This window comes from Pseudomonas sp. P4_B4, from assembly GCF_056402255.1.
Map to the genome: position 1 here is coordinate 40,176 of NZ_JBFUHS010000013.1, position 16,428 is coordinate 56,603.

At 61.9% G+C, this 16,428-nt stretch carries 17 protein-coding genes and 1 pseudogene; 5 read left to right on the top strand and 13 right to left on the bottom strand.

Annotated elements, in window-relative coordinates:
* The 7 genes and pseudogenes from AC1DVE_RS15475 to AC1DVE_RS15505 form a co-directional block, all read right to left on the bottom strand.
* A complete protein-coding gene (locus AC1DVE_RS15475) occupies positions 1–804 on the bottom strand; it encodes a hypothetical protein (RefSeq protein ID WP_223458500.1) in 804 nt (267 codons plus the stop codon).
* Positions 785–2,491 (bottom strand): GspE/PulE family protein, encoded by a 1,707-nt coding sequence (locus AC1DVE_RS15480; RefSeq protein WP_223458498.1) that lies wholly within the window; start codon positions 2,489–2,491, stop codon positions 785–787. The genes AC1DVE_RS15475 and AC1DVE_RS15480 overlap by 20 nt, the downstream gene beginning before the upstream one ends.
* 84 nt (positions 2,492–2,575) lie before the next feature.
* Entirely contained in the window at positions 2,576–3,109 is a 534-nt protein-coding gene (locus AC1DVE_RS15485; RefSeq protein WP_223458496.1) for a response regulator, read from the bottom strand.
* Between the two features lie 390 nt (positions 3,110–3,499).
* A complete protein-coding gene (locus AC1DVE_RS15490) occupies positions 3,500–5,050 on the bottom strand; it encodes a cytochrome c/ABC transporter substrate-binding protein (protein WP_223543377.1) in 1,551 nt (516 codons plus the stop codon).
* A gap of 9 nt (positions 5,051–5,059) precedes the next feature.
* Complete coding sequence (locus AC1DVE_RS15495) at positions 5,060–5,527, bottom strand: thioredoxin domain-containing protein (RefSeq protein WP_223533531.1); 468 nt, start codon at positions 5,525–5,527, stop codon at positions 5,060–5,062.
* On the bottom strand, positions 5,524–6,180 hold the full coding sequence (locus AC1DVE_RS15500) for an SCO family protein (RefSeq protein WP_223458490.1): 657 nt from the start codon (positions 6,178–6,180) through the stop codon (positions 5,524–5,526). The genes AC1DVE_RS15495 and AC1DVE_RS15500 overlap by 4 nt, the downstream gene beginning before the upstream one ends.
* A 27-nt stretch (positions 6,181–6,207) precedes the next feature.
* Positions 6,208–6,453 (bottom strand): annotated as a pseudogene (locus AC1DVE_RS15505) (hypothetical protein); the annotation flags it as partial.
* A gap of 40 nt (positions 6,454–6,493) precedes the next feature.
* On the opposite strand from AC1DVE_RS15505, the gene AC1DVE_RS15510 reads away from it, so the two are divergent.
* Positions 6,494–6,658, top strand: a complete 165-nt coding sequence (locus tag AC1DVE_RS15510; RefSeq protein ID WP_223458488.1) for a hypothetical protein — start codon at positions 6,494–6,496, stop codon at positions 6,656–6,658.
* 114 nt (positions 6,659–6,772) lie between these two features.
* On the opposite strand, the gene AC1DVE_RS15515 is transcribed toward AC1DVE_RS15510, so the two are convergent.
* Positions 6,773–7,381 (bottom strand): lytic transglycosylase domain-containing protein, encoded by a 609-nt coding sequence (locus AC1DVE_RS15515; RefSeq protein ID WP_223458486.1) that lies wholly within the window; start codon positions 7,379–7,381, stop codon positions 6,773–6,775.
* A 206-nt stretch (positions 7,382–7,587) separates the two neighbouring features.
* On the opposite strand from AC1DVE_RS15515, the gene gspG reads away from it, so the two are divergent.
* The 3 genes from gspG to AC1DVE_RS15530 all read left to right on the top strand — a co-directional run bounded on the left by gspG (position 7,588) and on the right by AC1DVE_RS15530 (position 10,014).
* Positions 7,588–8,022, top strand: coding sequence for a type II secretion system major pseudopilin GspG (gspG, locus tag AC1DVE_RS15520; RefSeq protein WP_223458484.1), 435 nt, complete (start codon positions 7,588–7,590; stop codon positions 8,020–8,022).
* A gap of 14 nt (positions 8,023–8,036) precedes the next feature.
* A complete protein-coding gene (locus AC1DVE_RS15525; protein ID WP_223458482.1) occupies positions 8,037–9,224 on the top strand; it encodes a type II secretion system F family protein in 1,188 nt (395 codons plus the stop codon).
* A gap of 172 nt (positions 9,225–9,396) precedes the next feature.
* A complete protein-coding gene (locus AC1DVE_RS15530) occupies positions 9,397–10,014 on the top strand; it encodes a hypothetical protein (protein ID WP_477784019.1) in 618 nt (205 codons plus the stop codon).
* Positions 10,015–10,110: 96 nt separating this feature from the next.
* On the opposite strand, the gene AC1DVE_RS15535 is transcribed toward AC1DVE_RS15530, so the two are convergent.
* Entirely contained in the window at positions 10,111–11,007 is an 897-nt protein-coding gene (locus AC1DVE_RS15535) for a LysR family transcriptional regulator (protein ID WP_223537891.1), read from the bottom strand.
* 145 nt (positions 11,008–11,152) lie between these two features.
* Between AC1DVE_RS15535 and AC1DVE_RS15540 the strand changes: the two genes are divergently transcribed.
* Entirely contained in the window at positions 11,153–12,580 is a 1,428-nt protein-coding gene (locus AC1DVE_RS15540) for a mechanosensitive ion channel domain-containing protein (RefSeq protein WP_477784020.1), read from the top strand.
* Positions 12,581–12,705: 125 nt separating this feature from the next.
* On the opposite strand, the gene ycaC is transcribed toward AC1DVE_RS15540, so the two are convergent.
* The 4 genes from ycaC to AC1DVE_RS15560 form a co-directional block, all read right to left on the bottom strand.
* The gene (gene ycaC / locus AC1DVE_RS15545; protein WP_007977200.1) at positions 12,706–13,332 is read right to left on the bottom strand and encodes an isochorismate family cysteine hydrolase YcaC; all 627 of its coding nucleotides are present in this window, start codon (positions 13,330–13,332) and stop codon (positions 12,706–12,708) included.
* Positions 13,333–13,402: 70 nt separating this feature from the next.
* A complete protein-coding gene (locus AC1DVE_RS15550) occupies positions 13,403–15,241 on the bottom strand; it encodes an amidohydrolase (RefSeq protein WP_477784021.1) in 1,839 nt (612 codons plus the stop codon).
* Entirely contained in the window at positions 15,241–15,849 is a 609-nt protein-coding gene (locus AC1DVE_RS15555) for an antibiotic biosynthesis monooxygenase (RefSeq protein WP_223533764.1), read from the bottom strand. Before AC1DVE_RS15555 ends, AC1DVE_RS15550 begins: the two co-directional genes overlap by 1 nt.
* Positions 15,842–16,258, bottom strand: a complete 417-nt coding sequence (locus AC1DVE_RS15560) for a DoxX family protein (protein WP_477784022.1) — start codon at positions 16,256–16,258, stop codon at positions 15,842–15,844. Before AC1DVE_RS15560 ends, AC1DVE_RS15555 begins: the two co-directional genes overlap by 8 nt.
* Between the last annotated feature and the right edge of the window lie 170 nt (positions 16,259–16,428).

A 16,428-nucleotide genomic window follows, 5' to 3' on the forward strand; every position in this document is an offset into this window, starting at 1 on the left:
TCAGGCCACCGCCCGAGACATGACGTACAGGCAATCGCGTACGGCTGTCCGGTCTTCTTCGAGGGTGCGCAGATGCACACCGGGCACGTCGGGAGGCGAATCGATGCGCGCCGGTGCATGCAGGTAGACATTCAACGGCCGATCGCTGGTGGATGCCTGCAACTGGCTTTCACGGCCGATCAGCGCGGTCAGCGCAGCATCGCTGTCGCTGCTGCCCACTGAACGCACCGAGGTCCAGCGCCCTTCCCGGGCCAGCAGCAACACGCTGCGTACCGATTCGGCGACGACGAACAGGAAGTCCCCGGCCTCAAAGCTCTTATCGAAATGGTTGAACGCTGCCATCAGGTACGGCTGCACCGAACGCAGGCGCAATCCGCGAGCGCTGACCAGGGCGCGCAGGCGTTCGAGCAAGTCCTGTGGCAGCGCGGTGGCGATGCGGTCGTAACCGGCGGGTTCGGCCGAGAGCACCAGGCTCCAGGGTTGCGTCGGGGCACCGTAGAGGTCTTCGAAACACAGTTGAGCGTAGCCGAGCAATTCGGCCGGGCTGCTGATCTGCTCGCTCCAGGGCACCAGGCAATAGCGGCAGAAGTGCCCGGAGATCACTACGGTCAGTTCCGCCCTGGCAACGCTGTGTTCGGCCAGCAAGCGGTCGAGGGTGTCGAGGGCCACCGCCCAGGCCTGGAAGCCTTCGTCGATGTAGCCGACGCTGCCCAGCCAGTGGGTTGCAGCGCCGTGCCGTTGCCCCAGGCCAACACCGCTGGCGCCGAGCACGGCGACAAATTGCTCACGAGATAAAAGTGACACGATTGATCTCCTCGAGAGTGGTCCGGCCTTGTTCCACCATCTCCAGCGCCGACTCGCGCAACAGGCGCAAGCCACGTTTGCAGGCATGCGCCTTGATTTTCGAAATGGGTTGGCGCTCGACGATCATCTGCCGCAGTTCGTCGTCCAGGTGCAGCAGCTCGGCAATCGCGCTGCGCCCGCGATAACCGGTGCCCCGGCAATGCCCGCAGCCCTTGCCGTGGACGAACTGGTAGTGAGCGACCTTTTGCGGATCCAGCCCCGAGACCTCCAGCTCTTCTGCTGTCGGGCTGTAAGGGCTGCTGCAACTGGTGCAGACCAGGCGGATCAAGCGCTGGGCCAGCACGGCATTGAGTGCCGAGACCAGGCTGTAGGGATCGATTTCCATCTGGGTGAATCGGCCGATCACGTCGAACACGTTGTTGGCGTGAATGGTGGTGAACACCAGGTGGCCGGTAAGCGCCGATTGCACGGCGATCTGTGCGGTGTCCGGGTCGCGGATTTCACCGACCATGATCTTGTCCGGGTCATGCCGCAGGATCGAGCGTAGGCCCCGGGCGAAAGTCAGGCCTTTTTTCTCGTTGACGGGAATCTGCAGCACGCCCGGCAGTTGATACTCCACCGGGTCCTCAATGGTGATGATCTTGTCCACGCCATGGTTGATCTCGGTAATCATCGCGTACAGGGTGGTGGTCTTGCCGCTACCGGTAGGTCCGGTCACCAGCACCATGCCGTAGGGTTCGGCGGCCAGCCGGCGCAGCTGGCGCAGGGTTTCTTCTTCAAAGCCCAGGGCCTGCAGTTGCACGCCACAGACCTTGTCCGCCAGGTCCTGCTTGTCGAGTACCCGCAGCACCGCGTCTTCCCCGAAAATGCTCGGCATGATCGACACCCGGAAGTCGATCTGCCGGCCGCTGATACCGATCTTGAAACGGCCATCCTGAGGCACGCGTTTTTCGCCGATGTCCAGTTCGGCCATGACCTTGACCCGGGAAATCACTTGCTCGGCGAACTCGCTGCCCTGGATCTTGCTGATGTTGTTGAGCACGCCGTCGATCCGGTACTTGATCACCAGGCCGCTGCCGGTGGTGCCGAGATGGATGTCGCTGGCGTGCATTTTCAGCGCGTCATACAGGGTCGAATTGACCAGCTTGACCACCACGCTGGAGTCTTCGCTGATGCTGGTCAGGGACAGACTTTGCAGGTTATCGATTTCTGCGCCGGCGTCGCTTTGGGCGTTGAGCGACTCCACTGCATGGAAGCTTTCTTCGTGACGCGCCAGGTAGGCCTTCAGGTCATCGGCATGCACCAGATACAGCGGCGCTCCTTGCAGGCATTCATCGATCCAGGCCAGGCGTGCACTGTCGAAGGGGTCGGCGAACACACCGATGACCGCATCGTTATGACGCAACAGAATGAATTCGCGCTTGAGGCATTGGGCCAGGGTCACCCGGTCGAACACCGGCGTGGAATTGAACAGGCTGTCGGTGTCGAGCACCGGGTAGTGCAGGGTTACGCCGAGGCATTGAATGAAAGGCATGGGAGCCAGTTCGCACAGCCCCCCCAGGGCGTCCAGCATCCGTTCGCCGGAACTGGTGGCCAGGGCTCGGGCCTGGGCCAGTTGTTCACTGCTAAAACGAGTCGGTGCACATTCCGGTTGCGCCGGTTCTACGGCAAGGGATAGACGGTCCATGGCTTGCTCTCCAACGCCCGGGGCTTTGGGCCCTGTCGGCGCGGCGAGTCATTTCGGCGTGGGCCGGAACGTCTTGTCGCGCCACTACTCCCCGGTGAGCAATTGTTCGTCGTCTGGCGCCATGGAGGCCGATGTACTTTTTCGGCGATCTGCAAGCACCCAGCTACCGTCGTACAACTGCAGGGGGAAACTCTCGGTCCTGCTCTGGCGTCGTTCGACAAAGCCTTCGCAAGTGCCCACCCCCGCTTTGGGTTCGCGTTGCCTGCCCAGAAGATCAAGCACGGCACGGGCCAATTCCGCCAATGGAAACGGTTTGAACAGGATATGGCTGACTCCCAGCTGCCGGGCCCGATCGCAAACCTCTGCGGTTGGATGCCCTGTGATCAGCACAAAATGACACTTCCTGCTGTGGCGGACGGCATCGAGCACCTGAAAGCCTTCCATATCGGGCAAGCGGTAATCGAACACCATCACATCGGGCGCGAAATCGTCAGCTTCAACGATTCCTTGCGCACCGTCGTGGGCAATCCGGACTTCCAGTGCTTGCGCCTGCAGGTATCCCTGGAGGTTCTCCGCCAGCAACTGTTCGTCATCAACAACCAGTACTTTGTTTAACAAGGTGGACTCCTTGAAACCGCAGGTCCGGGTTTTGAACCTGACGGAGTGCGCGCCCTGACAGGACTAATGCACACTTCACGCCAGGCTGGGCGCCGGTAATTTTAGGTCTTCATGTCCTTGAATTTAAAAACAATGCCTTCCCGTACAGAAATCCCATCCCCCCAAAAACGGGGAAAGCGACCGGATTGGCATTGAAGTTTTTTCCCCACTGTTGGGGAAACCCCCTATTGATCGTCAATTCGCTCGATTCGATTGCGCGAGCGCAATGACGCCGACGCCCTCATTGCGCTTAAGCGTAGCTGCGCGTTTTCGACAGTGGAAGCGTCTGCACCGGACGCTACCTTGATCAGGGTATGCCGGGCGGTGTCAGGTTTCATCATCGGCCTCCGGTCAGGGCTTGGCAGCAATGGGTTTATAGGGGGCGACCAGATAGAAACGCTGGCCCGGCAGATCCACCGTGACGACATGGGCACCGCTCAAGCCCTGGCGCCGGCCCGGACCAAAGGTGATCAGCGGCGTCAACCCGGTATCGAAGTCACGCAGGCCTTCCAGGGCACTGACCAGCTTCTGGCGACTGGCATTGCGCCCGGCCTGCTTCATGCCCTCGCTGAGCAGCATCATCGAACTGAACGCGCCCACTTGCAGCACCGCATGCTGGCCGCCGAGGCCCTGGTGTTCGCGCAACTGGGTCAAGGCCAGGCGCCCGGCCAGGGTCCAGTCGCTGGGCACGAACGGATAGGCCAGGAACACCCGCCGGGAAAATCCGCTGGGCACCTGCATCAGATTGCCCGCCACCTGGTTCGAGGCGGCGAACAGGTAAGGCACCTGCCCCGCCGTTTGCAAGCGTTCGGCCAGACGACTGAAGCCGCTGCTGCTGCCCAGGTAAAACACCGAGCGCGACCCCAAGGGAAAATCATCCCTGGTCGGGTCGTAGGCTTGCAGGCTCACCTTTTGCCAGGCGTGCCCCTGCAAGTATTGGCTGAGTTCCTGCGCCGTCAGCCGTTGGCCGGATTCGTCCGGGTAGGCAATCAGCGTCGGCCCCTGAAGCACCCGCAGGCTGGCACCGGCGTAGTCGGCCAGGGCGATCAATTGCTCGCGAAGGCCCGGCAGCGGTTCGAATATCTGCGGACTGGTGTGGGGCGTGCCCTGCAAGGACAGGGGTCCGATCAGGGGAATGCCGGCCTGTTCCAGACGCACGGCGAGGTCCATGTCCAATGCCGGTGCCAGCGGTGCGATCAGGGCAAACACCTGTTCTTCATCGATCAATTGGTCCAGGGCCTTTTCGGCACTGGCACGGTCGGCGCCAGGGTCGAGGATGGTCAGGCGCAACTGCCGGCCATGAATTCCGCCCGCCTCGTTGATACGCGCCACGCAGCCGTTGAGCACCGCCGCCACCGTGACGCCCTCCTCGCTCAACGGCCCGGAACCCGGCAACAACGTGCCCAGGTGCAGACTGTCGGGGGCCAGGCCCGGATCGCCGTCTTCGTCCAGGCGCTTGAGATACGCCGTGAGGTTGCGTTGATCGTTCATCGACAACACGAACCGTGGCATCGACGGATCGAGCCGATTGTTGCCCGGGTCGCGCCCCTCCTGCACTGCCCGCACCAGGGTGCTTTCGCTGTAGGCCGGATAACTGCGGCCGTTGATGTGCTGCTGGCCATGGCTGCTGGTCAGCCGCGACCAGCTCAGGTTCGGCGGTCGCACCCTGCCTTCCGGGCTCCCGAGGCCATCTTCGCCATGACAATTGGCGCACGGCAGGCGGGTGGCCGGCAACAGCATGCCCGATGCGCCGACCCGGACCATGATCGGCTCGCCGCTGGCCGACACGCCTTCGTGGTACAACCGCTTGCCGGCACTTTCGCTGAGGCTCAGGGGCAACGCCTGAGCGGTGAACGTGATGCCGCCCAGAAGCAGCAGGCAAAGGACGAGGGCAATATTCATGGCCGTGGCTCAGCGCCCGGCCACGGGCATTGTCAGCCACTGCAAGCGCTGGGCAATGGCGGCGGCCGGGGCATCGGAACGGATTTTGCTCCAGCGCTTGTTCGCCACGTCACCGACGATCAACCGGGTGGAGTGCTGCTCGGGGGTCGGCACGATCTGGCCGATGCGGCCCAATACAAGGTCCATTTGCACCTTGTCGTCGGTAAGAAAAAACCAGTGGGGCCCATCGATGCCCTGTTTCAAGGTGCAAGCCTTGAGTACCGCCGGGGTGTTGCGCAGCGGATCACTGGTAAGGGAGATAAAGGTGCTGCCGTTCTGGTCCTGCAACGGTGTGTCGGTGAAGCAGGTTTTCCCGTCGTGGGTGCCGGTGGACGGTTGCGCAGCGGGCGTTGTCTGTTCATGCCCTTCGTGGGCAAATGCCATTGAACTGAAAATGCCGTAACAGACGCCCAGGGCGAACCCGTCGATGACTCTCATGGCTGATGCTCCATGGCGATGGCGGTGTGCTTGGCGTGGGCGTTGCGTTCACCTCTGAGCTTCTCGACGGCCCGGGCCAGCTCCGTCGGTTCGGTGAGTCCGTAGTAGCGGGTCCAGAATCGGTTGTTGCCGTCCCCCACCAGAATCAGCGGCGAGTAGTTCTCGAAGTCACCGCTGTAGGCACCCAGGCCCTCGAGTGTGGCATTGACCGACTGCGGCGAACCGGTCAGCCAGCTCCAGCCCGGCCCCTTCTGGAAGGTGCGGGCGTAGTCGTTCAGGCGTTGGGGATCATCACGCTGCGGGTCGATGCTGATCGACACCAGTTGCACCTCGGTGCCGACCCGCGCACCCAATTGTTTCTGCACCTTGCCCATGATCGAGGACACCACCGGGCAGACCGTGGTGCAGCTGGTGTAGATGAAGCCCATGACCACGATCTTGTTGCTCACCAGGTCTTTTTCCAGACTGACGACCTTGCCGTTCTGGTCCAGCAGGGCCACGTCGGCAAACCTGATCCGGGCGGTCTCCGGGCTGGCGGTGCTGACCACCATGTCGTGCCCGGTGTGCTCGTCCGTCGAGTGAGCCAGGGCCTGGTCGATACCTAAGGCCAACAGGCAGAACGTCAGCAGTGCGCGATGCGCGAATCGGTTCATGTCAGTTTCCTCTTAGTGGGTATCGCCGGGTTCGACCCGAACACCCGGCGCGACGCCGGACAAGGGTTGACCCGAGGCTTTGTCCGTCACACGAAATTGCACGTCGGCAAGGGCCACCGAAACCCCTTCACGCTCCAGCGTCTGCTCGCTCCAGGTGTCGGGCAAAGCGACTTCATTGAGTGCAGTCGGGGGCGCGGTCCGCCATACCCCGAACCCGATCAAGGCCATCCCGAGAATCACCGCGCTGCCAGCGACTGTGAGGGTCCTGTCCAAGTCAAAACTCCCCTTCAGGATCTGCTAGCCGGCAATCTCGATGCCGAGCATCGATGTCACCAACAACAGCAAATTAATCAAGGACGAAGCGTGGGACATGCCGATCATGGACTCGGGCCTCGCTGCGGGTTATCGGGGAACACTTATCGACAAATCGTCCGGAGCAATCCGCATGCCACAAAAATTTACGTTATTAATCAGCTAGTTATAATCACGACTTGATAAGCCGGGGGATATTCCCCACCCAATCCCCCCACTTTCTCGCCGGGGCCACTATTCCCCACTATTGGGGAAAACCGCCCCGCTCCCCGATTTCCGATCACAGCGGCGCATCCGCGGACAACCCCTGCAAACGCCGGTACTGGTTCAGCACACTGGGCACATAACGCTGGGTTTCAGCGAACGGCGGGACCACGTTGCCCCGGCTGAGCACCGCTTGCGGGCCGGCGTTATAGGCCGCCACGGCGAGGCGGATATCGTTGTCGAACATCGTCATCAAGCGCTTGAGATAGCGGGCACCGCCCTGAATGTTGGCCTTGGGGTCGTAGACGTTGGTCACACCCATTTCGCGGGCGGTGTCGGGCATCAACTGCATCAGCCCGCGCGCGCCCCGGGGCGAGGTAGCGCGGGCGTTGTAGCTCGATTCGGTCTTGATCACTGCGTGCAGCAGCGCCGCCGGCAGTTCGTTGGCCGTGGCCGCCGCCGCCACCAGCTCGGCATAGGGTTGCGCGGCGATCATCTGCGGTTGCTGATCAAGGCTGACGACCGCCGCATCGGGCTCATGAATCACCCGTTCATAGTGGCGTCCGGGGCGGTGGACATTGGACAGGACGTAGCTGCCATTGGCGTCCACGGAAACAAACACATCGGCCTGTGCGGCGCCGGCCAACACAAGAATTCCCAGCAACCCGGTGGTGAGTGATTTCATTGTTATACCTCCCCTTCCCGGCCCCGAAAATTGGGGGTATTGCCCCAATGGCCAGTCGTGCACCAGCCATACGCAAGCACTGTGCCGTAAGTGAGAAGGCCCGTAGCACGGGGGGTGCGCAAGGATCACCAATCGTGAGCATGGCAATTGCATGCAGTTACATAGCAACTGCATGGCAACTCTGATGCCAACTGTGTGAGGTCATCATGAATCAGCGACTGTGTTATGCCCGGCGAACCCAAAGCGGGTTCACCTTGCTCGAACTGTTGGTGGTGCTGGTGGTACTGGGGCTGTTGGCCGGCATCGTGGCGCCGAAGTATTTCGCCCAACTGGGCCGTTCCGAAGTGAAAGTGGCCAAGGCGCAAATAGAAGGCTTGAGCAAAGCCCTGGACCTTTACCGCCTGGAGGTTGGCCATTACCCGTCGACCGAACAGGGCTTGCAGGCGCTGGTCACTGCCCCCGCCGACGAACCGCACTGGACCGGCCCGTACCTGCAGAAAAAACTCCCGCAAGACCCTTGGGGCCGCAACTACAGCTATCGCTATCCCGGTGAAAACAGCGAGTACGACCTGTTGTCCATGGGCAAGGACGGGCAACCCGGCGGCGAAGGCGAGAACGCCGAAGTCACCAACTGGAACTGACGGGAATGGCGACCATGCGCTTTCATCTCAAGGCCGTCGGCAAGGCCGGTGTCATCTCGATGACCGTCGAGGCGCCGGGGCACAGCGAAGCCAGGCGCATCGCCGAAGACCAGGGCCTGCGGGTGGTCAGCCTGCACGCCGAGCGACATTGGCGCGCGTTGCGCCTGCACAAGCGCGAGACGTTCAACCTGGTGTTGTTCAGCCAGGAACTGACCACCTTGCTCAACGCCGGCCTGCCGTTGATCGATGCGCTGGAAAGCCTGGCGGAAAAGGAAACCGCGCCACAGGCCCGCAAAACCTTGAGTGAACTGGTGCGCCTGCTTTACGAGGGCAAATCGTTTTCCCAGGCCCTGGGGCAGCTGTCGGCGGTTTTCCCCCCGCTGTACATTGCGCTGGTACAGTCCAGCGAAAAGACCGGTGCCGTGGGCGATGCCCTGGGCCGCTATGTCAGCTATCGCCAGCGCATGGACGAGGTTCGCCAGAAGATCGTCAGCGCTTCGATCTACCCCCTGCTGTTGCTGGTGGTGGGCGGTGGCGTGGTTTTGTTTTTGATGGGGTATGTCGTACCGCGCTTCAGCCTGGTGTTTGAAGGACTGGGGTCGAACCTGCCATGGATGTCGCAGATCCTGATGAGCAGCGGCATGTTCCTGCACGCCCACCAGGGAGAATTCTTCGGTGGCTTGCTGGCCATCATCGTTGCAATCGCCCTGCTCCAGCGCCAACCGGCCTTTCGTCGGGGGCTGGACCGCCTGATCGAAAAACTCCCCGCGGTGCACCAGCGCATCTTCATGTATGAACTGGCGCGCTTCTACCGGTCGTTGGGGATTCTGCTGCAAGGCGGCATTCCCTTGGTCACCGCCATGGGCATGGTCCGTGGCCTGCTCACCGTCGCCTCCCGCGTGCGCCTGGACCAGGCCTGCGAGCGGGTGCGCGAGGGGCAATCACTGTCTGCCGCGCTGGAACTCAATCACCTGGTGACCCCCGTGTCCCTGCGCCTGCTGCGCGCCGGAGAACAGTCGGGCAACCTCGGGCAGATGATGGAGCGCAGCGCCGACTTCTACGACGAAGAAATCAGCCGCTGGATCGAATGGTTCGTGCGGCTGTTCGAACCCTTGCTCATGACCTTCATCGGCCTGTTGATCGGGGTGATCGTGATCCTGATGTACATCCCGATTTTCGAACTGGCCTCGAGCATTCACTGACCCTTTGGAGCTGCCCCTTTGGAACTGGGCCCGGCTGTACGTCGCATTCTTTTTCAACGCTGCAACCGAATAAATCGGTTCGTTGAACTGTTCATTAAGTTCCTACGGGAAAAAAGCAACACATTGCAATGTTTATCAACGTTCCAATCTGAATAAAAAGACGGAGAACGACATGCTCATCAATAAGCTTTTACTGGCAGTAGCTATTGGCGCGGTTCTGTCGGCGTCTACCGTATTGATTCCGGACAGCCTGTCCGGAGTATCCAGTGCTCAGGCCAAGGATGGGGGTAGTGGCGGCGGTGGCGGCGGCGGTAGTGGAGGCGGTGGAGGCAGCGGTGGCGGCGGTAGTGGAGGCGGTGGAGGCAGCGGTGGCGGCGGTAGTGGAGGCGGTGGAGGCAGCGGTAGTGGAGGCGGTGGAGGCAGCGGTGGTGGTGGCGGCGGCGGCAGTCACGGTGGAAGCGGCAGTGGTGGAAACAGCGGCAGCGGCCATAGCGGCGACCATGGCAGCAACAGCGGCCATGGCAGTGCCAACAGCGGTTCGAGTCACTCCGGAACGGCCTCGTCCTCAGGACGCAGCGGCACCCATGATGAACCCGGGGATGATCGTGGCGTCCATGCCAATGGCGAACCCGGCGATGACCGTGGCGTCCATGCCAATGGCGAGCCCGGCGATGACCGTGGTGTCCATGCCAATGGCGAGCCCGGCGATGACCGTGGCGTCCATGCCAATGGCGAGCCCGGTGATGACCGTGGCGCCCATGCCGAACCCGGCGATGACAAAAGGACCTGATCCGCGCTGATTCCCATACAACACAAAACCCTGTGGGAGCGGCGGTGCGGCGATCCGACTTGCTCGCTCCCACAATAGATTGTGTGAACCATATCCTTACAACCCACCCTCAGACTGATCCAGTTCCTCGCGCAAGAACTCAACCAGCGCCTGCACCGGCCGCGAACTCTGCCGGTGTTGCGGATAGACCGCCGACAACGTCAGCGGCTCGGGGCGGAAACCCTCCAGCACCTCCACCAGCCGTCCATCCTTCAACGCCGAGCCGACAATGAACGTCGGCAAATACGTGATCCCCAGCCCGGCGATCGCCGCGTCCTTGAGCAATTCACCGTTGTTGACCCGCATCCGCCCGCTGACATTGACGCTCAATGGCTTGCCCTGCCCCGCAAAACGCCATTGCACCTGTCGACCATGGCCGTACGGCAGGCAGTCGTGACCGTGCAAATCTTCAGGCTTGAGCGGTGTGCTGCGTTCGGTCAAGTACGCGGGGCTTGCGCAATACACCCGCTCAATGGAGGCAATCCGCCGGGCAATCAGCGTCGAGTCCTCGAGCGTGCCGATGCGCAGCGCCAGGTCGTAGCCCTCACCAAGCAAATCCACCGGACGATCGCTCAAATCCATCTCCACCGTCACGTCGCGATAGCGCTGCAAAAACACCGGCAACAGGCAGCCCAGATGCGCCAGTGCGAACGACAGCGGTGCACTCACACGAAGGGTCCCCCGTGGTTCGGTGGTCTGGCCGGCGATACCCTGCTCCACTTGTTCGACTTCGCTGAGCAGGCGCAAGGCTGACTCGTAATAGCTCTGCCCCAGCGGTGTGACATCCAGTCGCCGGGTCGAGCGATTGAGCAAGCGCACGCCCAGGCGCTCTTCGAGCTGCATCAAGCGGCGGCTGACAAACTGCTTGGACAGCCCCAGTTGATCGGCGGCCGCCGTGAAGCTGCCGGAGTCCATGACCTGGCAAAAAATACGCATATCTTCGAAGGGGTTCATTGTCACTTCCCGGTTGACAGTCAAACACTTTATAGCCGCTTTTTCCCTTCCAGGCACACCATTAATCTTCGTTCACTGCGCTGAAATCACCTTCCCCGAAGGAGCTGCGATCTTTTTGCCGCAAATATTTAAATGGAGTTTCCCCATGTCCTTGCTCCTTGATCATTTGCTTTCCCTGGGTACCCTGCTGCTGGCCATCGACGCCCTGCTCTGGCACCTCGCGCCATACAAGCATCGCGTCAGCCGGGTCGGTATGCGTCTGGCGCTGTTTGTGCTGTTCAGCGCAGTGCTCATCAACGCCGGCGTCAGCCCGTTGCAGGCGCCATTGTTTGCCGATGATCGCGTGGCGCAACTGGGGGCCACGGCACTGGGGATTCTCTGGTGGCTGTACGCCGCGCGGGTGCTCACCGAAGTGATCGGCCTGGTCCTGATGCGGCGCATCGGCCACAGCGGCCGGCTGTTGCAGGATGTCATCGGCGCACTGGTGTTCCTGATTGCCGTGGTGGCCGCCGCCGGCTACGTGCTGGAGCTGCCGGTGAAAGGTTTGCTGGCGACCTCCGGCGTCGTCGCCATCGTGGTGGGCCTGGCATTGCAGAGCACCTTGAGCGACGTGTTCTCCGGCATCGTGCTCAACACCACCAAGCCGTACCAGGTCGATGACTGGGTCTCCATCGACGGTGTCGAAGGCAAGGTGCTGGACATCGACTGGCGTGCCACCCACCTGCTGACCAGCACCGGCAGCACGGCGGTGGTGCCGAACTCGGTGGCGGCCAAGGCGAAAATCGTCAACCTCAGCCGCCCGACCAACATGCACGGCGTGTCGATCAGCATTCAGGTGCCCAACCACATCCGTCCGCGTCGGGTGCTCGATGCCCTGGACCGCACCCTTCAGGGCAGCAGCAGTTTGCTGCTCGATCCGGCGCCGAAAGCCGTGCTCAAGGAGGCCGGCGAAACCATGTCCGAATACGTGGCCAGCGGCTTCATCGCCGAATTGGGCAAAAAGGGTGAAGTGCGCAATCAACTGTTCGACCTGGCCCATCGGCACCTCGAAGCGGCCRGCATTTCCCGGCAACCCGATGGCGTGATCGAGCCGTCGACCCGCGCACGGGCCTTGCTCGATGAAGTGAAGATCTTCCGTTCCCTGAGCACCGAGGAACGTGATCGCCTGGCTCAGAACATGGTGGCGCAGCAATACGCGGCCGGTGAGGTGGTGCTGGATCTGGAAGAAGTACCGGACAGCCTGTTCGTCATCGCCACCGGCGTGGTCAGCGCCACCGTCCCCGATGGCAGCACGCAGATCGAAGCCGGGCGCATGGGGCCGAGCGAAGTCATGGGCGAACAAAGCATCCTCGCCGACACCCCGTCCCAGGCACGGTTCACCGCCATGACCTCAAGCATCATCTACCGCCTCGACAAATCCCTGACCCGCAGTTGCATGGAGCAACGACGGGAAGTCGACCGGGCATTGAACAAGCTGCAGGCGGTGCGCCAGCAGAACAGCCGGATGGCGTTGATGGCCAAACCGGTGGCGGTCAGGAAAGGTGGGTTTTTGAGTTGGTTGCAGAACCGCTGAAATGGACTGCGCAAAAACTGTGGGAGCGAGCCTGCTCGCGAAGGCGGTGGTTCAGGCAACATCAATGCTGACTGTCATGACGCCTTCGCGGGCAAGCCCGCTCCTACAGGTTATGTGATCAGGTCTTACTTGGCCGTGAACTTCATGTAGCTGTTGATCAGGTTGCGATAGTTCGGCAGGCGCTCGGACAGCAGGTTGGCCAGGCCTTCCATGTCGTTGCGCCAGTCGCCTTGCAGCTCGCAGGCCACGGAGAACCAGTTCAACAGGTGCGCACCGGCAGCCGACATGCGCGCCCAGGCAGCTTGTTGCACGGTGGTGTTGAAGGTGCCGGAAGCGTCGGTCACCACAAACACCTCAAAGCCCTCGGCAATGGCCGACAGGGTCGGGAACGCCACGCACACATCGGTCACCACACCGGCGATGATCAGTTGCTTGCGACCGGTGGCCTTGATCGCCTTGACGAAGTCTTCGTTGTCCCAGGCGTTGATCTGGCCCGGGCGGGCAATGAACGGCGCGTCCGGGAACTGCGCCTTGAGCTCCGGCACGATCGGGCCGTTCGGACCGCTGTCGAAGCTGGTGGTGAGGATGGTTGGCAGTTTGAAGAACTTGGCGATGTCGCCCAGCGCCAGCACGTTGTTCTTGAACTCGTTGGGCGAGAAATCCTGTACCAGCGAGATCAGACCGGTCTGGTGGTCGACCAGCAATACCACGGCATCGTCTTTGTTCAGGCGTTTGTACGGAACGTTGCTCATTGGAAGCTCCTTGATGGATGGTTGTCGCAGTCAGCGCCGACCTGTTGGGCCGGCGCTTTTTTTGAATGGATCAGAAGGCAAAACACGAGCAGCCAAAGGCGCCCCAGAAACCGGCGAAATCGCTGACCGGCGCGTTCGACAGGCGCGCTCGTTCATGACTGTGGGAATGCACCGCACACGGGCCGCTGCAATGGTGAACCTGGGCCTGCATCGGCGACGTCGGGCGCCAGTGGCCCGACACCTTCACCACCGGCGACCAGTCCGGCAGAACCGGTACGCTGGCCGGCCCGAGTTTCTCGAAGTCACCGGCGCCGTACACCACCTTGCCGCCGACCACGGTCAACACCGACTCGATCCACTTGATCGCCTCTTCATCGACGCTGAAGAAATCCGCGCTGAGGGCCGCGACGTCGGCCAATTGCCCGACCTTGATCTGGCCCTTCTTGCCTTGCTCCGACGAGAACCAGGCGCTGCCGTGGGTGAACAGTTCCAGCGCCGTCAGGCGTGAAAGGCCTTCGGCGTGCAATTCCATACCACCGACGGTGCGGCCGCTGACCATCCAGTACAGCGAGGTCCATGGGTTGTAGCTCGACACCCGCGTCGCGTCGGTACCGGCGCCGACCGGCACACCTTCGGCTAGCATGCGTTTGATCGGTGGCGTGGCTTCGGCCGCTTTGGCGCCGTAACGCTCGACGAAATACTCGCCCTGGAACGCCATGCGATCCTGAATCGCAATGCCGCCACTCAGCGCCCTCACCCGTTCGATGTTCTGCGGGGTGATGGTTTCGGCGTGGTCGAAAAACCACGGCAAGCCGTTGAACGGAATGTCGCGGTTGACCTTCTCGAACACGTCGAGCATGCGACTGATGGATTCGTTGTAGGTGGCGTGCAAACGGAACGGCCAGCGTTGCTCGACGAGGTGGCGCACCACCGGTTCCAGTTCGGCTTCCATGGTTTGCGGCAGGTCCGGACGCGGTTCGAGGAAGTCTTCGAAGTCCGCCGCCGAGAACACCAGCATTTCCCCGACGCCGTTGTGCCGCAGGTAATCGTCGCCCTGGTGCAGCTTCACGCTGCCGGTCCAGTTCTTGAAGTCGGTCAACTCTTCCTTGGGCTTCTGGGTGAACAGGTTGTAGGCGATGCGCACGGTCAGTTGCTCGTCCTTCGCCAACTGTTCGATCACCTGGTAATCGTCCGGGTAATTCTGGAAACCGCCGCCGGCATCGATGGCACTGGTCAGGCCCAGGCGATTGAGTTCGCGCATGAACTGCCGGGTCGAGTTGACCTGATACTCCAGCGGCAGCTTCGGCCCCTTGGCCAGGGTCGAGTACAGAATCATCGCGTTGGGCCGCGCCACCAGCATGCCGGTCGGCTCGCCATTGGCGTCACGCACGATCTCGCCACCCGGCGGGTTCGGCGTGTCGCGGGTGTAACCGGCGACGCGCAACGCGGCACGGTTGAGCAAGGCGCGGTCGTACAGGTGCAGCACGAACACCGGCGTGTCTGGCGCGGCCTGGTTGAGCTCCGCCAGGGTCGGCATGCGCTTTTCGGCGAACTGGAATTCGTTCCAGCCACCGACCACCCGCACCCACTGTGGCGTTGGCGTGCGATCAGCCTGATCCTTAAGCATGCGCAAGGCGTCGGCCAGTGACGGCACGCCTTCCCAACGCAGTTCGAGGTTGTAGTTCAGGCCGCCACGGATCAGGTGCAAGTGCGAGTCGTTGAGCCCGGGAATCACGCAGCGACCCTTGAGGTCGATCACCTGGGTGTTCGAGCCACGCAGGGCCATGGCCTGGGCATCGCTGCCCACCACGACAAAACGACCGTCGCTGATCGCCACGGCGCTGGCGAGCGGTTTTTCGCGGTCAACGGTATGAAATTGACCATTGAACAGAATCAGATCGGCGTTCATCACGGTTCCTCATGCAATGTGGAGGGAGACAGCCAGGGCGCGAACAGGCGCGTCGCCATGGGCATGAACAGGTAAACCACCGACAGCACGATGGTCAGAGTGATCAGGAACGTGGCAACCACGTAGTTGGAGAGAAATGCATTGAGCTGAAGCAGCGGCCCCCAGAGCAGCGGCACCAGCAAGGTGTGCGGCAGGATCACCAGCAGCGTCACCACGGCCTGCTTCCAGCGCGGCGGTGGCGTACCGGCTTCGGCCTGGGGTGAGAACCAGAACTCGTTGACCGGATTGACTTCGGTCTGGTCGCCATCGGCCAGCATCGGCGCGGCTTCGTTGACCAGTTCCTGGCGTTGCGGTGAATCGAGCCAGCGCTGCATCGCCTCGGTCGAGCAAAAGCGCAGCACACTGGTGTAGGTGTCGAGGCCGGCGTGCTTGCCGCGCACCACATCCACGCCCAAATGCCCGACGTTCTGCGCGGCCACCTTGACGATGTTGCGCAGCCAGGCTTCATAAGGCACTTCAAAACCGGCCTTGACCCGGTGCTTGACGATCAGGGTCACCACCTCATCAGGCCCCGGACTGGCCGGCTCACGGCGATTGAGTTCAGACATAACGCAAGGCTCCGGCGAAACGGACATTGAGCGCCAGCCGTCCCGGCCCGGCGATGAAAATGCTGGTGAACACGATCAGCAACAGCCAGCCGAACTGGCCTTCGAAGAGGGTCCACTGCGGATGCACGACCAACATCGACACCCACAGCAAAAACAGAATAGGCAAACACGCCAGACGCGCCAGCAACCCGGCGACGATCAGCAGCGGACACACGACCTCGGCGAAAATCGCCAGCACCAGCGTCAGGTTCGCGCCCAGGTGGAAAGGGTCTTCGATGTTTTGCAGCTCGGTACTGTAGTGAAGCAGCTTGGGCAAACCGTGCACCCACAACAGGAACAACCCGCCGCTGACCCGCAGGAACAGCAGCCCCCAGTCTTGCGCCCGATCATCGCGTCGCGAAGCGTCCATGGCCCACCCGCACAAATGAAAAACCACCGGCGTCGATGCGCCGGGACCGGGTTCGATAGTGACGGGACGGGGGGAGGAAAAATTGAATGTACGTGCTCTGTTTGCGGTGTGGACTGAGAACTGCCCATCGACACAGATCCCTGTGGGAGCGAGCTTGCTCGCGATGGCGG